We start from the raw sequence: 15,453 nt of genomic DNA, 5'->3' as shown, positions 1-15,453 counted from the left end.
TATGGGTGCGTGTGTCGCCGGAACGGCGACGATCGGGCGCCCGGTGGCGTTCGCCGGGGCCCGATCGGGTCTGCGGGGCGGAGGGATCCCGCCGGTCGGTTCAGCCGTACATCGCCAGGCGGCAGAAGGCGGCGAGTGCGGCGTCGATGGGGTGGGGCTGCGGCTTCCCTGAGGGGTCGAGGGTGTTCCATCTCTGGAGGTTCACCGCGACGGACAGCTGCCGGTTGCCGTCGGCACGGGTCGCGGACAGGGCCCCGGCGCCCCAGGCCGAGCCGCCGTGGCCCCAGAAGGTGGGTTGGCCCGGCGCTTCCGTCGGGTAGAGGCCGAGGCCGTATTCGATGGTCTTCCCCTCCTGGGAGATGACCGGGACGGTGCGTCGCATCTGGGTCAGTGACGCCTGACTGACGATCTCGCCGGCCAGCAGCAGGCCGTAGAAGCGGTTGAGGTCCGTGACGGTCGATATCAGCCCGGCCGCCGGTCCCACCCACGACATGTCGAAGACGCTGTAGTCGCGCGGCGGGTCGATCATGCCGAACCACGCCTCGTAGAGGTGTGAGTGCGGTCCTTCGATGTGCGCTCCGGTGGGGAGTTCGGTGTTCCGGAGTCCGGCGCGTTCGATGACGTTCCGGGTGATGCACTGCCGGGCCGTGGTGCCGGTGATGTGTTCCAGGAGTTCGCCGAGGAGCAGGTAGTTGGTGTTGGAGTAGATGCCCGGTGTGCTGCCCGGCGCGCCGGTGGCGGGTGCGCGGACTCCCATGCCGATGAGTTCGGTGGCGTGGAACCGGGTGAACCGGTTGTCGTCGAGGCTCTCCGGCCGGGTGTCCGCGGCGTTGGGGAATCCCTTGAGGGAGGGATAGGCGTAGGGGAGGTACTCGGCGAGGCCGCTGGTGTGGTTGATCAGCATCCGGACGGTGATCGCCTCGCCGCGTTCGCCGGGCACCAGCGAGGGGAGGTACCGGGCGATCGGTGTGTCGAGGCCGATCCGGCCGCTGTCGACCTGTTGCAGGACGGCGGCGGCGGTGAAGGTCTTGGTGATGCTGCCGACGCGGTGGCGCATGTCGGGGGTGACGGGGCGTCCGGTGGTGGTGTCGGCGACCCCGGCGGCGCCGCGCCAGATCTGGTCGCCGTCCCGGACTTCGGCGAACAGGCCCGGGATTCCGGCGCGGTGGACGTGTGCGATGGCGGCGTCCAGCTGAGCGGTGTCCAGCTGGGCCGGATCCAGTGCGTTCCTCACGATTGCGTCCTCTCGTGGTCCCGGGTGCCGGTCTGCCCGGCCCACCCATGTCCCCATTATGCACGCGGTGCGTGCAACACCAAGTGCATACGTTAGGCTGGGAGCCCACGAGAGGAACGGGATGGCCGGGATGACAGGGAGAAGGCGCTGGTCGACCGAGGAGATCCTGGACGCGGCGGCGGAGTTGCTGCGCACGGGCGACGCCGAGTCGTTCAGCGTGCGCAAGCTGGCCGCGGTCCTCGGGACCGACTCCTCCAGCCTCTACCGGCATTTCCGCAGCAAGACCGAGCTGCTGCGCGCGGTCGCCGACCGGATCCTGCTGGCCGCCATGGACGGCTACCGCCCCGAGGGCGACTGGAAGCAGCGCATCACCGCCCTGGGCCTGCGGCTGCGGGAGGCCTTCGGCCGGCAGCCCCAGCTCGCCTCCGTCTGGGGGCGCTACGCGTCGAGCGGCGCCGGTTCCCGGCTGGTGATGGAAGCGGTGCTGCAGGACCTGCGGGCGTCGGGCCTGCCCGACGAGGAGGTCCCGGCGCACTATCACCGGATCGCGGTCCTCATCTCCGCGCTGGTCGCCTCGGAGGCCGGGGTCAGCACGATCACCCCCCAGGAGTACGACCAGGGCATGGAGCTGTTCCGTGTCGCGGTGCTCGGCGCGGACCCCGAGCGCTTCCCCGCCCTGTCGCACTTCGCCCGTGACGTCCGCCCCCTCGGGGTGGACCGCCGCGAAGCGTTCGTGGAGCTGCTGGCCGCCCAGCTCGCCCAGGTGGAGGCCGCGGTCCGTCGCGGCTGAGGGCCGTCCCGCCCCGGGGCGGGACGGCCCGGACCTGCTGTGCGGCCTCAGTCCAGGTAGGCGTCGTACTGCTCGACGTCACCGGGTTCGAGCCGCATCTTCGGGTCGGTCCTGATGCTGGAGAGCTCCGTGCCCAGGATGCGGCCGGTGTGCTCGTCGAGGATGACCGTCCACCGCACCGTCCCCTTGAAGTCCACCGCGTACGCCTGGCCCTGGCGCCCCGCGCGGTCCCTGACCGGGCCGATGGCACGCAGGCCGGGCTGCTCGGCGAGCAGGCCGTCGATCGCGGCCGTCTGGGCGGGGCCAGGCGTCCACTCGCGCAGCAGCGCCTCCAGGGAGTCCACCGTCCAGTACGCGCTGCCCCTGGTGTCGGGGTTCTCCTTCGCCAGGTAGTCGGCGAGGCCGCCGACGGTGGTCGGTGGGGTGTTCACGTAGGAGGCCGACTCCCCCCAGGAGCCTGCGGGCAGGTGCGTACGGCGGACGACCCGGCCGTCCTCGATGTCCTGCGACTCCCCGCTGCCGTCGGCGTTGTAGCGGACGCGGGATTCGGTCACCGGCACCTGCTCCGGCTCGTGCTTGCCGTCGTCCCACAGCCCCATGGCCCACTCCCGGCGGTGGGTCCCCCGGCGCGCGGCGCCACCGGAACCGGCGAGGGCGGCGGCCCGCTTCGCGACGGTGGCGAGCGGCACGGTGGTCCGGGAGCTCTCCACCTTGAGCGGGGCGGGCGCGGCGACGGCCGTCTGACCGCTGCTGCCGGTGACGGCGAACCCCGCCACGGTCGCCGCGACGACGGCGGCGGCCACCCCCAGGGACATCGACCGGCCGGGCGTCACCCAGCCGAAGCCCGACGGGCGGCCGGCGGCGGAGCGGGACGTGACGGGCTTCGCGGTGCCGGACGTGGCCGCCGTCTCGTTGGCCTCGTTCATCAGATGCGCTTCGAGCTCCGCGTGACGGGTGGGCGAGAGCCGGGGGGTGCCCGGCCGCGGGACCATCTCACTCAGTGCGGCCAGCTCGGCGAGGTCTTGGGCCGAAGGACGGGCGGACTGTGCGGCGGTGCCGGAACGGTGCCGGAACAGGGCGTTCATGCGGGGTTCTCCTGAGTGGTTCGGGCCGGAATGCTGTCTACGTGCCGTACTTGTCCGCCGCCGCCGGAGAGTTCCCGGCCGGGTGCGCCCCGGGTGCCGTCGTGCCGGGCGGCCGGATGGTTCACCGAGTCGCGCAGCCTGGCGCGGGCGCGGGACAGCCGGGAGCGCACGGTGCCGATGGGTATGCCCAGGGCCTCGGCGGCGGACGCGTAGTCCAGTCCGCCCCAGACGCACAGGGTGAACACCTCGCGCTCGGTGCGCCGCAGCCCCTCCAGCGCCGCCTTGGCCGCCGCCAGCTGTTCGGCGTCCGCGAGCTGCCCGGCCACCTCTTCGGCGAAGTCCGGGACGGTGTCGGAGCGCTCCATCCGGGCCATGGCCCTGCGGTGCCGCCGGGCCGAACGTGCCGTGTTGCGCAGCACGTTGGTGGCGATGCCCAGCAGCCACGGGCGCAGACTGTCGGTCTCCTCGGGGCGCAGCCGCTCGCGTGAGCGCCACGCCTCCAGGTAGGTGAGGGAGACGACGTCCTCGGCCGTGGACCAGTTGCCGGTGGACCACAGGGCATGGCGGTACACGGCGTCCGCGTGTTCCCGGAACGCCTCGGCCAGCGCGGCCGGGTCACCTTCGCGGAGACGGGCGGGGGTTGAATGAGTCACGTGGATTAATGTCCGACCGGTCCGGTGGGTTCCTGTGACGTGTGTCACCGGACTGGGTTTCGCGGGCACGGTCCGGCCGCCTGCCCGGCGCACCACGCGCTGTGCCCGGCCCGCCCTCGGGGTGAGGGCGGGCCGGGCACGGATGGTGCGGGTTCCCCGGTCCGGTCAGTGGGCGTCGCGGACGGCGAGGGCGCGGCGCAGATCGTCGATCTGGTCGATGAGCTTGCGGCGCAGCGCGGGGATCAGGGCCTGGTCGGTGAGTGCCTGTTCGCCGAGGTGGAGGCTGTGGGCGTCGACGGCGTACGCCGGGAAGGCGTAGCGTCCGGCGGCCTCCGCGATGGCGGGTCCGCGGCGGACGGCGAGCTGGGTCGCCTCGGGGTAGTAGCGGGGTACGTACGGGCTGAGGAGGTCGGCCTGTTCGGGCTGCCAGAAGCCCTGGGCGACGGCGGTGAAGAGGTAGTTGGAGAGGCTGTCGTCGGTGAACATGGCCTGCCAGGCGGCGGCCTTGGCCTCTTCTGTGGGCAGGGCGGCGCGGCAGCGGGCGGCGCCTTCCTGGCCGGTGGCGCTGGGGTCCTGTTCGAGTTCGGCGGCGATGGCGGTCTCGTCGGCGGCGCCGAGGACGGCGAGGCGGGTGAGGGCGCGCCAGCGCAGTTCGGCGTCGAGTTCGGGTCCGCCGGGGACGGTGCCTTCGGTGAGCCAGCCCTGGATGGCGTCGGGCTGGGTGGCGGCGTCGATGAGGTGGCGGACGGCGATGAGGCGGAGGCCGGGGTTGCTGCCGTCCTCCGTGCGGCGGATGAGGTCGCGGCACAGGGCGGTGAGGGTGGTGAGGGCGGCGGGGCGGTCCTCGGGGCTGAGGTAGCGTCCGGCGATCTGGGTGGTGGCGAAGGCGAGGACGCCCTGGTGGAGTGCGAGGTCGGTCTCGTGCGGGAGGTGGGTGCGGGCGGCCTCGATGTAGGTGGTGGGGGCAAGTTCGCCGTCGCGGACCATGTCGCGGGCGGTGTTCCAGATGACGGCCCGGGTGAGGGGGTCGGGGATGCCGGAGAGGCTGCGCAGCGCGGTGTCCCAGGAGTCCGGGTCGAGGCGGACCTTGGCGTAGGTGAGATCGCCGTCGTTGAGGACGACGAGGGCGGGGCGGCGGCCGGGCCGGGCGGTGGGGGCGTCGTCCTGCGGGATGCCGATGTCGAAGCGGTCGCGCGGGACGAGCCGGTCGGACCCCGACTGGGTGTCGATGGCGTGGTCGTAGGTGCCGACGGTGACGCGGTGGGGGCGGGAGCCCTGGTGGTCGACGGTGAGGGACCAGGTGGTGTCGGCCTCGGTGATCCGCGGGGTGAGGGTGTCGACTCCGGTGGTGCGCAGCCACTGGTCCGCCCAGGTGTGGACGTCGCGGTCTGTGGCGGAGGCCAGGTTGTCGATGAAGTCGGCGAGGGTGGCGTTGCCGAACCTGTGGCGGGCGAAGTGGGTGTTGATGCCGGCCAGGAAGTCCTTCTCGCCGAGCCAGGCGACGAGTTGGCGGAGGGCGGAGGCGCCCTTGGCGTAGGAGATGCCGTCGAAGTTGAGCATCGCGGAGGCGGTGTCGGGGACGGCGGCGGGGTCGGGGGCGACGGGGTGGGTGGAGGGGCGCTGGTCGGCGTCGTAGCCCCAGCTCTTGCGGGCGACGCCGAAGTCGACCCAGGTGTCGGTGAAGCGGGTGGCTTCGGCGAGGGTCTGGTAGCCCATGTACTCGGCGAAGGACTCGTTGAGCCAGATGTCGTCCCACCAGGCGAGGGTGACGAGGTCGCCGAACCACATGTGGGCCATCTCGTGGGCGATGACCATGCCTCGGGTCTGGCGCTCGGTGTCGGTGACGGCGGAGCGGTAGACGAATTCGTCGCGGAAGGTGACGAGGCCGGGGTTCTCCATGGCGCCCGCGTTGAACTCGGGGACGAATGCCTGGTCGTAGGAGTCGAACGGGTAGGGCTCGTCGAACTTCTCCTGGAACCGGTCGAAGCAGGCCCGGGTGATGTCGAGGATCTCGTCGGCGTCGGCGTCGAGGTGGGGGGCGAGGGAGGCGCGGCAGTGGATGCCGAAGGGCAGTCCGGCGTGTTCGGTGGTCACGGAGTGCCAGGGGCCCGCGGCGACGGCGACGAGGTAGGTGGAGATCGGCGGCGTGGGGGCGATGGTCCAGCGGCCGTCCCCGGTGTGTTCTGTGATGCCGTTGCCGAGGACGGTCCAGCCTTCGGGGGCGGTGACGGTGAGCGCGAAGACGGACTTCAGGTCGGGCTGGTCGAACGCGGCGAAGACGCGCTGGACGTCCTCCATGAAGAGCTGGGTGTAGACGTAGGTCTCGTTGTCGGTGGGGTCGGTGAAGCGGTGCATGCCTTCGCCGGTCCGGGAGTAGCGCATGGCGGCGTCGACGCGGAGTTCGTGTTCGCCGCTGGTCAGGGCGGTGAGCGGGAAGCGGTTGCCGTCGAGCCGCGCGGGGTCGAGCGGCTGCCCGTCGAGGCTGATCGAGCGCAGGGTGGCGGGCTTGATCTCGACGAAGGTGTCACCGTCCGCCCGGGCGGTGAACCGGATGAGGGTGCGGGAGTCGAAGGTCTCCTCCCCCGCGGTCAGATCGAGGTCGATCGTGTACCGCTGTACGTCGAGGAACTGGGCTCGGGTCTGCGCTTCGTCGCGCATCAGTACGGACATGGCCCCATGCTGCCGTATGCGGTGTGCGGGTCGCAGGGAGTTCGCGGCGGGCTGAGCGGGTCGGGGGCGGGCGCCGGGGCCGACGGGCCCCGGCGGCACATTCAGGTCGCGGCGTTCGCGGCGTCGGCGTCGGCCGCGCCGGTGTTCACGGCGTCGCTGTTCGCGCCGTGCGCCGATTCCTCCGCGATGCGCTCGTGGTGGCGGATGACCTCGGCCACGATGAAGTTCAGCAGCTTCTCGGCGAACGCCGGATCCAGGTGCGCGCTCTCCGCCAGCTGCCGCAGCCGGGCGATCTGACGGGACTCTCTGGCCGGATCGGCGGGCGGAAGCTGGTGGGCGGCCTTGAGGTGACCAACCTGCTGGGTGCACTTGAAGCGCTCGGCCAGCATGTGGACGACAGCAGCGTCGATGTTGTCGATGCTCTCTCGCAGCCGGTTCAGCTCGGCGCCTACGGAATCGTCGATGTTGCTCGTGGTCATGGTCGTCGAGCTTAGAGCCTGTCCGGCGGGGCGTGCTACGGAGTGATCGTCGGCGGGTGGTCGGGGTCCGGCACCCGGTCGCTCCAGCCGCCCGGCACACTGCGGCCCTGCTGCTCGCGGAAGCGGACCGGCGCGGTGCCGACGCGGCGGGCGAACAGCCGGGAGAAGTACGCCGGATCGTCGTACCCGACGCGGCGGGCGACCGACGCGACGGGCAGGTCGCTGGTGGCGAGGAGCTCCTTGGCGCGGCCGAGCCGGATGCCGAGGAGGTAGTCCTTCGGGCTGCACCCCGCGCCGCGCCGGACGGCCGTGCGCAGTTCGGCGGCGGTCATCCCGTGCCGTGCGGCGTGCTCGGCGACGGAGAGCGGCTGGAAGGCGTCGCGGGCCATGGCCTGGAGCACCGGGTCGCCGTCGGGGCTGACATCGGCGCGGGCCCGGCGCAGGGCGACGAGCAGCTCGTGGACGGCGGCGCCCGTCTCCACTTCGAGCAGCGGGTTGCCGCGCCGGGCCGCCCGGACCATCCGGCCGATGGCGGCGCGGGGTGCCGCCGTGTCGGAGAGCGGGACGAGGGGGCGGTCCGGCTCGATGTAGCCGAGCTCGGTGTACGTGGTGGTGGCGGGGCCGGTGAAGTCGACGAAGCTCTCGTCCCAGCCGGTGGCGGGGTCGGCGCCGTAGTGGTGCGGGGTGCCGGGGGTGAGCCAGATCAGGCTGGGTCCGGTGACCGGTGTCCGCCGCCCGTCGGGCCCGGCGAACCATCCGCTGCCCGAGTTGATGACGACGGCGACGTGGTGGTCCAGGGTGCGGGGGCCGACGGTGGGCAGCGCGCCGTGCTGGAGGCCCACCCCGAGGCAGACCAGGCCGAGGCGGTGGTGGAGCGGGCTCGGGGTGAAGAAGCGCATCCAGGTGTGGTACATCGGCCTTCGCTCCCGTTCTCGCGCGTTCTCTCGCTCGCGTGCCGCGGCGCCGGCGATCTGCCGCTGCTGCGTCCAAACAGCAATGATCTTTGTCCATGGACCGGCCGCACGCCAGGGGGTGAGGCTGGGTCGCGACATTCCTCGCGGAACACAACACTCCGGGACCGCCCGCACAGGAGAGAACGAGCACGATGGCTGACTTCACGGTGGGCGACGACGACCACTTCCGGCTCGACGGGCGGCCCGTACGGCTGCTGTCGGGTGCCCTGCACTACTTCCGGGTGCACGAGGCGCAGTGGGACCACCGGCTGTCGATGCTGCGGGCGATGGGCCTGAACTGCGTCGAGACGTACGTGCCGTGGAACCTCCACGAGCCGGCGCCCGGCCGGTTCCGGGACGTGGCGGCGCTGGGCCGGTTCCTGGACGCGGCCCGGCGGGCCGGGCTGTGGGCGATCGTCCGCCCGGGACCGTACATCTGCGCGGAGTGGGAGAACGGCGGGCTGCCGGTGTGGGTGACCGGGCGGTACGGCCGCCGGGTACGGACCCGCGACGCGGATTATCTGGACGCGGTACGGCGGTGGTTCGCCGAACTGCTGCCCCAGGTCGTGGAGCGGCAGATCGACCGGGGCGGCCCGGTGATCATGGTCCAGGCGGAGAACGAGTACGGCAGTTACGGCAGCGATCAGGACTATCTGCGGCAGCTGGCCGCGATGCTCGTCGAGTACGGCGTGAGCGTGCCGCTGTTCACCTCGGACGGACCGGAGGACCACATGCTCACGGGCGGCTCCGTGCCCGGTCTGCTGGCCACGGCGAACTTCGGCTCCGGGGCGCGCGAGGCGTTCCGGGTGCTCCGGCGTCACCGGAACGGGGGCCCGCTGATGTGCATGGAGTTCTGGTGCGGCTGGTTCGAGCACTGGGGCGCCCCCTCCGTCGTCCGCGATCCGGCGCGGGCCGCGCAGGCGCTGCGGGAGATCCTGGAGTGCGGGGCGTCGGTCAACATCTACATGGCGCACGGCGGGACGAACTTCGGCGGCTGGGCGGGCGCCAACCGAGGCGGCCCGCTCCAGGACCAGGAGCTCCAGCCGACGGTGACGTCGTACGACTACGACGCGCCGGTCGACGAGTACGGGCGGCCCACGGAGAAGTTCTGGCTGTTCCGGAAGGTCCTCGCCCGGTACGCGGACGGGCCGCTCCCGGAGCTGCCGCCGGAACCCGCCGGGCTTGCCGGACCGGTCCGGGCGGCGCTGACCGGCTGGGCGCCGCTACGGGACGTGATGGAGGCGCTCGGGGACGAGGAGCGGCCGGAGTCCGGCGTCCCGCCCACGTTCGAGGAGCTGGGGGTGGACCGCGGCCTGGTGCGCTACCGGGTCGGCGTGCCGGGTCCCCGACGGCCCTACGCCCTGGGGGTGTCGGGTCTCCGGGACCGGGCGGTGGTGTACGTGGACGGTGTCCGCAGGGGCGTTCTGAGCGAGGAGGACGGCACGCTCAAGGAGCCGGTGGCCGGTCCCGCCGACGTCGAACTGTGGGTCGAGTCGCTGGGCCGGGTCAACTACGGTCCGCGCCTCGGCGAGGCCAAGGGGATCACCGGGGGCGTGCTGCACGAACGGCAGTTCCTGCACGGCGTACGGGCGCGGGCACTGCGGCTGGACGCGTTCGAGGACGCGGCGGCGGTGGCCGGTGTCCCGTTCGTCCCGCTCGACGGATCGGGGCGCGGCGGCCTGTACCGGGGCTCGTTCGAGCTCGCGGACGCCGACGGCACCGGGCACGCCGGGCTCGAACTGCCGGGCTGGACGCGCGGGTTCGTCTGGGTGAACGGGTTCTGCCTCGGGCGGTACTGGTCGGCGGGCCCGCAGCGCACGCTGTACGTACCGGGTCCGGTGCTCCGGGAAGGAGAGAACGAGGTGTGGGTGCTGGAGCTGGAGGACGCGGGCGCGCCGTACGCGGAGCTGGGCCCGGGGCTGCCGTCCCGGAGTGCGGCGGACACGCCCCGGGGTGTTTCCTGAAAGTCCCGCTACTGTGGGCGGGAGCCGAGTGGCGTGGACGGGGGTGAGGGTGTGGGCGACAGCCCCCACGGCAGCCCTGTGGTGCACGGCTTCCCGCACCTGGACACCGTCCGCTCCGCGATCACCGCGCTGTACCGGCGGCTGTCGTACGACGGTGTGCGCCGTTTCGCGCCGAGCCTGCTGCCGGTGGACGCCGCCTTCGCGGACGCGGACGATCTGCATCTCGGCGCGCAGCGCGTGGCGCGGGCGATGGTGCGGCACCTGCGGCTGCCGGACGCCAGGATGGTCGTGGCGTTCCGTGCGATGGAGCATGCGGGAAGTGTCGAACTCGCCGCCGGTCCCGAGTACTTCATCGAGCTCAACGACCGGTTCCGCACCCACCGCAGGGACATCGGGGCCGCGCTGTCGCACGAGGTCACGCATGTGCTGCTGCACCGGCTCGGCCTTGAGTTCCCCGGGACCCGTGACAACGAGATCCTCACCGACACCGCGGCCGCCTATCTGGGGGCGGGCTGGCTGCTGCTGGACGCGTTCCGGGAGGACGCCACGTCCAGCCAGAAGCTCGGCTACCTCACCCCGGAGGAGTTCGGGTACGTACTGGCCAAGCGGGCCCTCGCCTTCGACGAGGACCCCTCGCCCTGGTTCACCAGCCCGCAGGCGTACACCGCGTACACGAAGGGCCGGGCGCGGGCCCTGCGCGAGGGCCTGCAACCGCCGCTGACGGCGGCCGGCTGGGCGGGCCGGCGCCGCTACGCCAGGGACCGTCGGTACGCCCAGGACCATCCCGGTGCGGCCTGCGCACCGGGTCCCGAGCCCCCGTACTCCTTCGAGAGCGGCCGGGACGGGCTGCGGGTCGCCTTCGCGTGTCCGACCTGCCACCAGCGCAACCGGGTGCCGGTGCGCGGCCGGGTGCGGGCCAGGTGCGCGCTGTGCCGCACGGTGCTCGACTGCACGACCTGAGCCGCCGCCGCCCGCAACGGGCCCCGGCGCGAAAGGTATTACAGTCGAAATGTGACAGAAGATCCGATGACGCGGGCGTATCCGGCGGTGGACGGGCAGAGCCTGTTCGACGCCGTGTACGAGGGCGAGGACGCCGTCGTACGGCTGCTCCGCGCCGGGGTGCCCGTGGAGTCGTCCGACGAGGACGGCGCGAGCCCGCTGTACCTGGCCTCGGTCTCCGACCGGCCGGGCGTGGTGCGGCTGCTCCTCGCCGCGGGCGCAGATCCGGACCGGGCCTGCGGTCCGGAATCGGGCGACCTGCCGATCTGCGGGGCGGCGTGCGGCGGCCATACCGAGGTGGTCGAGGCGCTGCTGTCCGCGGGTGCCCGGCCGGATCTGCGTGAACAGTTCGGGTTCACGGCGCTGCGCTGGGCGGTGGGGCTCGGCCACGCGGGGACCGCGCGCACCCTGCTGGCCCACGGCGCCGACCCGTGTCTGCCGGGCCCGGAGGGCGAGGCTCCGCTCTTCCTGGCCGCCCGCAGAGGCTCCCTGGAAACGGTACGGGCGCTGCTGCACCACGGTGCGGGAGCACCGGAGGGGGCGTTGGAGGAGGCGCTGGTCGAGGCACGCCGGATGCTGGACGTGGACCTGGAGCAGGAGATGCGCGGCGGACTGCTGGAGGCTTACGGGGACACGGACGCGCACCACGTATCGGTGCGCCGTGCCGTCGTCGACGGCGGGGAGACACTGACGGTCGAACTGGTGCGCGGGAACGGGGAGCCGTTCGCGGGCCAGGACCAGCAGACGGGGCACGGCGCGATCGCCACGCTCCTGGAGGACGAGCTCGGGCTGTCGGCCCCGTTCGAGGAACTGGCCCGGCGGGCGCTGCGCTCGGGTGGCCCGGAGCTGGACAACTGGCACGTCTGCGCGGAGGCGCTGCGCGAGCGCGGCGACGAGGAGACCCGGCAGGCGGCGCTCGCGTGGTGCGCGGCGGACGACCCGTCGCGCAGGGCGTTCGGCGCGGACGTGCTGGCACGGCTGGGGCACGGACAGGCCCGCCGGGCACAAACAAGCCCGTCCGGCGATTGAGGACGAAGCGCCACCCGGGTGCTCCCGGGCCCGCTTCCGTCCTCAACGCCGGACGGGCTGAATTCCGCTACGCCGCGCGACGGCCCCGCGCGGGCGCACCGCTGCGGCCGGTACCACCGGCGCGACCCGCACCACCGGTACCGGCACTTCCGGCGCTCCCGGCCCCGGATCCGCGCCGGCCACGCCCACGCGTGCCGGAGCGGAAGCCGCCGCCGGTACCGGACCCGGTGGAACCGGACCGGGTACGCGGCTTCGGCTGGGTCGGCTGCGGGATCTCGACCACGATGGCGATGCCGGAGGGCTCACGCGCACCGGTGATCCGGGTCAGCTCCTCGTCGGTGGACTTGATCCGGGTGGTGCGCGGCGCGATGCCCGCGTCCTGCATCAGCCGGGTCATCTCCCGCTTCTCCTCGGGCAGCACCAGCGTGACGACGCTGCCGGACTCCCCGGCGCGCGCCGTGCGCCCGCCGCGGTGGAGGTAGTCCTTGTGGTCGGTGGGCGGGTCCACGTTGACGACCAGGTCGAGGTCGTCGACGTGGATGCCGCGCGCCGCCACGTTCGTCGCGACGAGCGCCGTGACCTGGCCGTTCTTGAACTGGTCCAGGGTGCGGTTGCGCTGCGGCTGCGAGCGGCCGCCGTGCAGGGCGGCGGCCCTGACACCGCTGGCGAGCAGCCGCTTGGCGAAGCGGTCGGCGGCGCGCTTGGTGTCGACGAACATGATCACCCGGCCCTCGCGGGCGGCGATCTTCGTGGCGACGGCCTTCTTGTCGGTCTCGTCGAGCACGTGGAGCACGTGGTGCTCCATGGTGGTGACGGCACCGGCGGACGGGTCGACCGAGTGCACGACGGGGTCGGTCAGGAACATCTTGACGAGCCGGTCGATGTTCTTGTCCAGGGTCGCGGAGAAGAGCATCCGCTGCCCGTCCGGCTCGACCTGCTTGAGCAGGGCGACGACCTGCGGCATGAAGCCCATGTCGGCCATCTGGTCGGCCTCGTCGAGGACGGTGATGGCGACCTGGTCGAGGCGGCAGTCGCCGCGCTCGATGAGGTCCTTGAGCCGGCCCGGCGTGGCGACGAGCACCTCGGCGCCCCGGCGCAGGGTGCCGGACTGCTTGCTGATCGACATCCCGCCGACGACGGTGGCCATCCGCAGGTTGACCGAGGTGGCGTAGGGCGTCAGCGCGTCGGTGACCTGCTGGGCGAGCTCGCGGGTCGGGACGAGGACGAGGGCGAGCGGCGCCTTCGGCTCGGAGCGCCGTCCGGCGGTGCGGGCCAGCAGCGCGAGGCCGAAGGCGAGGGTCTTGCCGGAGCCGGTGCGGCCACGGCCGAGGATGTCCCGGCCGGCCAGCGAGTTCGGCAGGGTGGCGCCCTGGATCGGGAAGGGTTCGGTGACGCCCTGCGCGGCAAGGGTTTTCAGCAGGGCGGCGGGCATGTCCAGCTCGGCGAACGCCTCGACGGCGGGCAGTGCGGGGGTCATGGTTTCGGGCAGGGCGAACTCACCCTGCGGCGGCGTGGCCTTGCGACGCGGCGACGCCTTGCCGGATCCCTTGCCGGAACCCTGTGCGGTTGCCTTTGCCTGGGCCGTGCCACGCCCCCTCGACGGGCGATTGCGGGCGGGACGGTCCTGACGTTCGGAGCGGGTCATACGGAATTGCCCTCCTGGGGATTCCTGGGAACTACGTGGGACTGCTGGGACTTTTCCCTGGGCCCGCACGGAATGCGGACTGCCGCACGCGGTGCGCGGGGGCCCGGGACACCCGGGGTGCTTCGTCGCACCCGGTGCGGGGCGCCCGTGGGCGCCCGGAACGTACGTATTCCCAGGGACAGCACAAGCCGGGACCCGCACCTTCACGGTGCGGGCCCCGGCTGCGAGGTACGCGTCCGGCAATTAGGCCGGGACGATGTTCTCCGCCTGCGGGCCCTTCTGGCCCTGCGTGACGTCGAAGGAGACCTTCTGGCCCTCCTGGAGCTCACGGAAGCCCTGGGTGGCGATGTTGGAGTAGTGGGCGAAGACGTCAGCGCCGCCGCCGTCCTGCTCGATGAAGCCGAAGCCCTTTTCCGAGTTGAACCACTTCACGGTTCCAGTAGCCATGTCATTCTCCTAAAACAGGTGCAGTGCCGGAAATCCGCACTTTACGAATTCCAAGTCGCCGCATTGAGCCCCACCCGGAGAAAGCCGGAAAACAATAAAGCGCCTGAGGAAGCATTCCCGTCAGGCGCACATAAAGTTCATGGGTACCAAAACTGCAACCGGACCACCGTAGCACGATCTGCCGACCAGCGGTGGGACACGCCACGCCGCCGGCCGGCTGTTTTCCGGGTGAACCCATGGGGCGCAAGGGCCGGGGCCGTTCGAAGATCGCCGAAGAGAGGCCGCGGAAGCCTCCGTGCCGCCTCAGCCGCGCAGCGCGATCCCGTCCAGGACCATCGACAGGTACTGGCGGGCGATCTCCTCCGGGCTGTGCTGTCCGCCGGGCCGGTACCAGGAGGCGGCGACCCAGACGGTGTCGCGGACGAACCGGTAGGTGAGGCGGATATCGAGATCGGCCCGGAAGACCCGGTCCGCGACGCCGCGCTCCAGGGTGCCGAGCCAGGCCTTCTCGAACTTCTGCTGGGAGTCGACGAGGTACTGGAACCTCGGCTGCGCCGCCAGGTGCTGGGACTCCTTCTGGTAGATGGCGACGGCGGCACGGTGCCGGTCGATCTCGCGGAAGGACTCGGTGACGAGCGCCTCGATGGTCTCCCTGGGGCCGAGCCCGGCGGCGAGCACCGCGTCGTACCCCTCCCACAGCTCGTTCAGGAAGGTGGAGAGGATCTCGTCGACCATCGATTCCTTGGAATCGAAGTGGTAGTAGAGGCTGCCCGCGAGCATTCCGGCCGCGTCCGCGATCCGGCGGACGGTCGTGGCGTTGTATCCCTGCGCGGCGAACACCTCGGCGGCGGTGGCGAGCAGCTCGCCGCGCCGCTCGGGGGAAGGCGTCGCCTGTGGCTTCTTCTTGGTAGGCACCCGTCCATTCTCCGCCCGGGGCGCGGTGTCATGGCCACCGCGTCGCCCCTCCCCCGGCCGGTCAGGGCGCTGCCGTCGTCGAGCCGTCGTCGTTGCCCCTGCGGATCGTGCGCAGCGGGCGGCCGGGGCGCCAGGACTGGATGACCACGGTGTCGCCGCCCTCGATCCCCACGCGGACCACCTCGGTGGGCTCCACCCGGAAGAGGTGGAAGGGCTCCGGTGGTGTCCGCTCGCTGATGAAGCGGGCCAGCAGCCCGGCGTCGGTCACCTCGACCGCGCGTCCCGAGATCCGTACGTCCCCGTCGGCCATCTCGGCGTCGGGGCCCGGATTGGCGTGCACCGCGAAGCGGGGGTCGCGGCGCAGGTCCAGCGCCTTGCGCGAGTTCGGCATCATGCCGAGGAACGGCTCGTCGAGCCAGAAGTCCACTTCGAGCCCGGTCACGCGGGGCGAGCCGTCCTTCCGGAGGGTGGCCAGGACATGGTGCTTGTACAGCCCGAAGCGCCGGCGCACGGTGTCGGCGAAGTCGGGTTCCGCGGTCCGGAAGTCTGCCCAGGAGTTCGATGTCATGAGTCCATCGAACTCCGTAATC

At 72.2% G+C, this 15,453-nt stretch carries 14 protein-coding genes; 4 read left to right on the top strand and 10 right to left on the bottom strand.

Annotation, left to right across the window (positions count from 1 at the left end; genetic code table 11):
• Window positions 1–100 precede the first annotated feature (100 nt).
• Window positions 101–1,234: a serine hydrolase domain-containing protein gene (locus tag ACFVQ0_RS22310; protein WP_390090533.1), complete on the bottom strand. Its 1,134-nt coding sequence runs from the start codon at window positions 1,232–1,234 to the stop codon at window positions 101–103.
• A gap of 130 nt (window positions 1,235–1,364) precedes the next feature.
• On the opposite strand from ACFVQ0_RS22310, the gene ACFVQ0_RS22305 reads away from it, so the two are divergent.
• A complete protein-coding gene (locus tag ACFVQ0_RS22305; protein WP_390090531.1) occupies window positions 1,365–2,024 on the top strand; it encodes a TetR/AcrR family transcriptional regulator in 660 nt (219 codons plus the stop codon).
• A gap of 47 nt (window positions 2,025–2,071) precedes the next feature.
• On the opposite strand, the gene ACFVQ0_RS22300 is transcribed toward ACFVQ0_RS22305, so the two are convergent.
• From ACFVQ0_RS22300 to ACFVQ0_RS22280, 5 genes are all read right to left on the bottom strand, one after another.
• The gene (locus ACFVQ0_RS22300) at window positions 2,072–3,109 is read right to left on the bottom strand and encodes a CU044_5270 family protein (RefSeq protein ID WP_390090529.1); all 1,038 of its coding nucleotides are present in this window, start codon (window positions 3,107–3,109) and stop codon (window positions 2,072–2,074) included.
• Window positions 3,106–3,762 carry an RNA polymerase sigma factor gene (locus tag ACFVQ0_RS22295; protein ID WP_390090527.1) on the bottom strand — a complete coding sequence of 219 codons (657 nt, stop codon included), beginning with the start codon at window positions 3,760–3,762 and terminating at the stop codon, window positions 3,106–3,108. Before ACFVQ0_RS22295 ends, ACFVQ0_RS22300 begins: the two co-directional genes overlap by 4 nt.
• A 165-nt stretch (window positions 3,763–3,927) precedes the next feature.
• A complete protein-coding gene (pepN, locus tag ACFVQ0_RS22290) occupies window positions 3,928–6,432 on the bottom strand; it encodes an aminopeptidase N (RefSeq protein WP_390090525.1) in 2,505 nt (834 codons plus the stop codon).
• Window positions 6,433–6,533: 101 nt separating this feature from the next.
• Window positions 6,534–6,911, bottom strand: a complete 378-nt coding sequence (locus tag ACFVQ0_RS22285) for a chorismate mutase (RefSeq protein ID WP_390090523.1) — start codon at window positions 6,909–6,911, stop codon at window positions 6,534–6,536.
• Window positions 6,912–6,946: 35 nt separating this feature from the next.
• Window positions 6,947–7,825, bottom strand: a complete 879-nt coding sequence (locus ACFVQ0_RS22280; protein ID WP_390090521.1) for a helix-turn-helix domain-containing protein — start codon at window positions 7,823–7,825, stop codon at window positions 6,947–6,949.
• A 191-nt stretch (window positions 7,826–8,016) separates the two neighbouring features.
• Between ACFVQ0_RS22280 and ACFVQ0_RS22275 the strand changes: the two genes are divergently transcribed.
• Genes ACFVQ0_RS22275 through ACFVQ0_RS22265 form a run of 3 tightly spaced genes read left to right on the top strand, consistent with a single transcriptional unit; the run spans window position 8,017 to window position 11,856 of the window.
• On the top strand, window positions 8,017–9,828 hold the full coding sequence (locus ACFVQ0_RS22275; protein ID WP_390090519.1) for a beta-galactosidase: 1,812 nt from the start codon (window positions 8,017–8,019) through the stop codon (window positions 9,826–9,828).
• A 51-nt stretch (window positions 9,829–9,879) separates the two neighbouring features.
• Window positions 9,880–10,788 carry a hypothetical protein gene (locus ACFVQ0_RS22270; RefSeq protein ID WP_390090517.1) on the top strand — a complete coding sequence of 303 codons (909 nt, stop codon included), beginning with the start codon at window positions 9,880–9,882 and terminating at the stop codon, window positions 10,786–10,788.
• Window positions 10,789–10,839: 51 nt separating this feature from the next.
• The gene (locus tag ACFVQ0_RS22265; protein WP_390090515.1) at window positions 10,840–11,856 is read left to right on the top strand and encodes an ankyrin repeat domain-containing protein; all 1,017 of its coding nucleotides are present in this window, start codon (window positions 10,840–10,842) and stop codon (window positions 11,854–11,856) included.
• Between the two features lie 67 nt (window positions 11,857–11,923).
• Here ACFVQ0_RS22265 and ACFVQ0_RS22260 read toward each other — a convergent pair whose 3' ends face one another.
• From ACFVQ0_RS22260 to ACFVQ0_RS22245, 4 genes are all read right to left on the bottom strand, one after another.
• Window positions 11,924–13,501 (bottom strand): DEAD/DEAH box helicase, encoded by a 1,578-nt coding sequence (locus tag ACFVQ0_RS22260; RefSeq protein WP_390090513.1) that lies wholly within the window; start codon window positions 13,499–13,501, stop codon window positions 11,924–11,926.
• Between the two features lie 243 nt (window positions 13,502–13,744).
• Window positions 13,745–13,948 carry a cold-shock protein gene (locus ACFVQ0_RS22255; RefSeq protein WP_015607926.1) on the bottom strand — a complete coding sequence of 68 codons (204 nt, stop codon included), beginning with the start codon at window positions 13,946–13,948 and terminating at the stop codon, window positions 13,745–13,747.
• Between the two features lie 303 nt (window positions 13,949–14,251).
• Window positions 14,252–14,863, bottom strand: a complete 612-nt coding sequence (locus tag ACFVQ0_RS22250; RefSeq protein ID WP_073735469.1) for a TetR/AcrR family transcriptional regulator — start codon at window positions 14,861–14,863, stop codon at window positions 14,252–14,254.
• A 61-nt stretch (window positions 14,864–14,924) separates the two neighbouring features.
• Window positions 14,925–15,431, bottom strand: coding sequence for a pyridoxamine 5'-phosphate oxidase family protein (locus ACFVQ0_RS22245; protein WP_390090511.1), 507 nt, complete (start codon window positions 15,429–15,431; stop codon window positions 14,925–14,927).
• Window positions 15,432–15,453: the final 22 nt, after the last annotated feature.

The sequence above is a fragment of the Streptomyces sp. NPDC057900 genome (assembly GCF_042887885.1).
Classification (GTDB): domain Bacteria; phylum Actinomycetota; class Actinomycetes; order Streptomycetales; family Streptomycetaceae; genus Streptomyces.
Note: the sequence above shows the minus strand (reverse complement) of the source record. Positions and strands in the feature narration are given on the sequence as shown.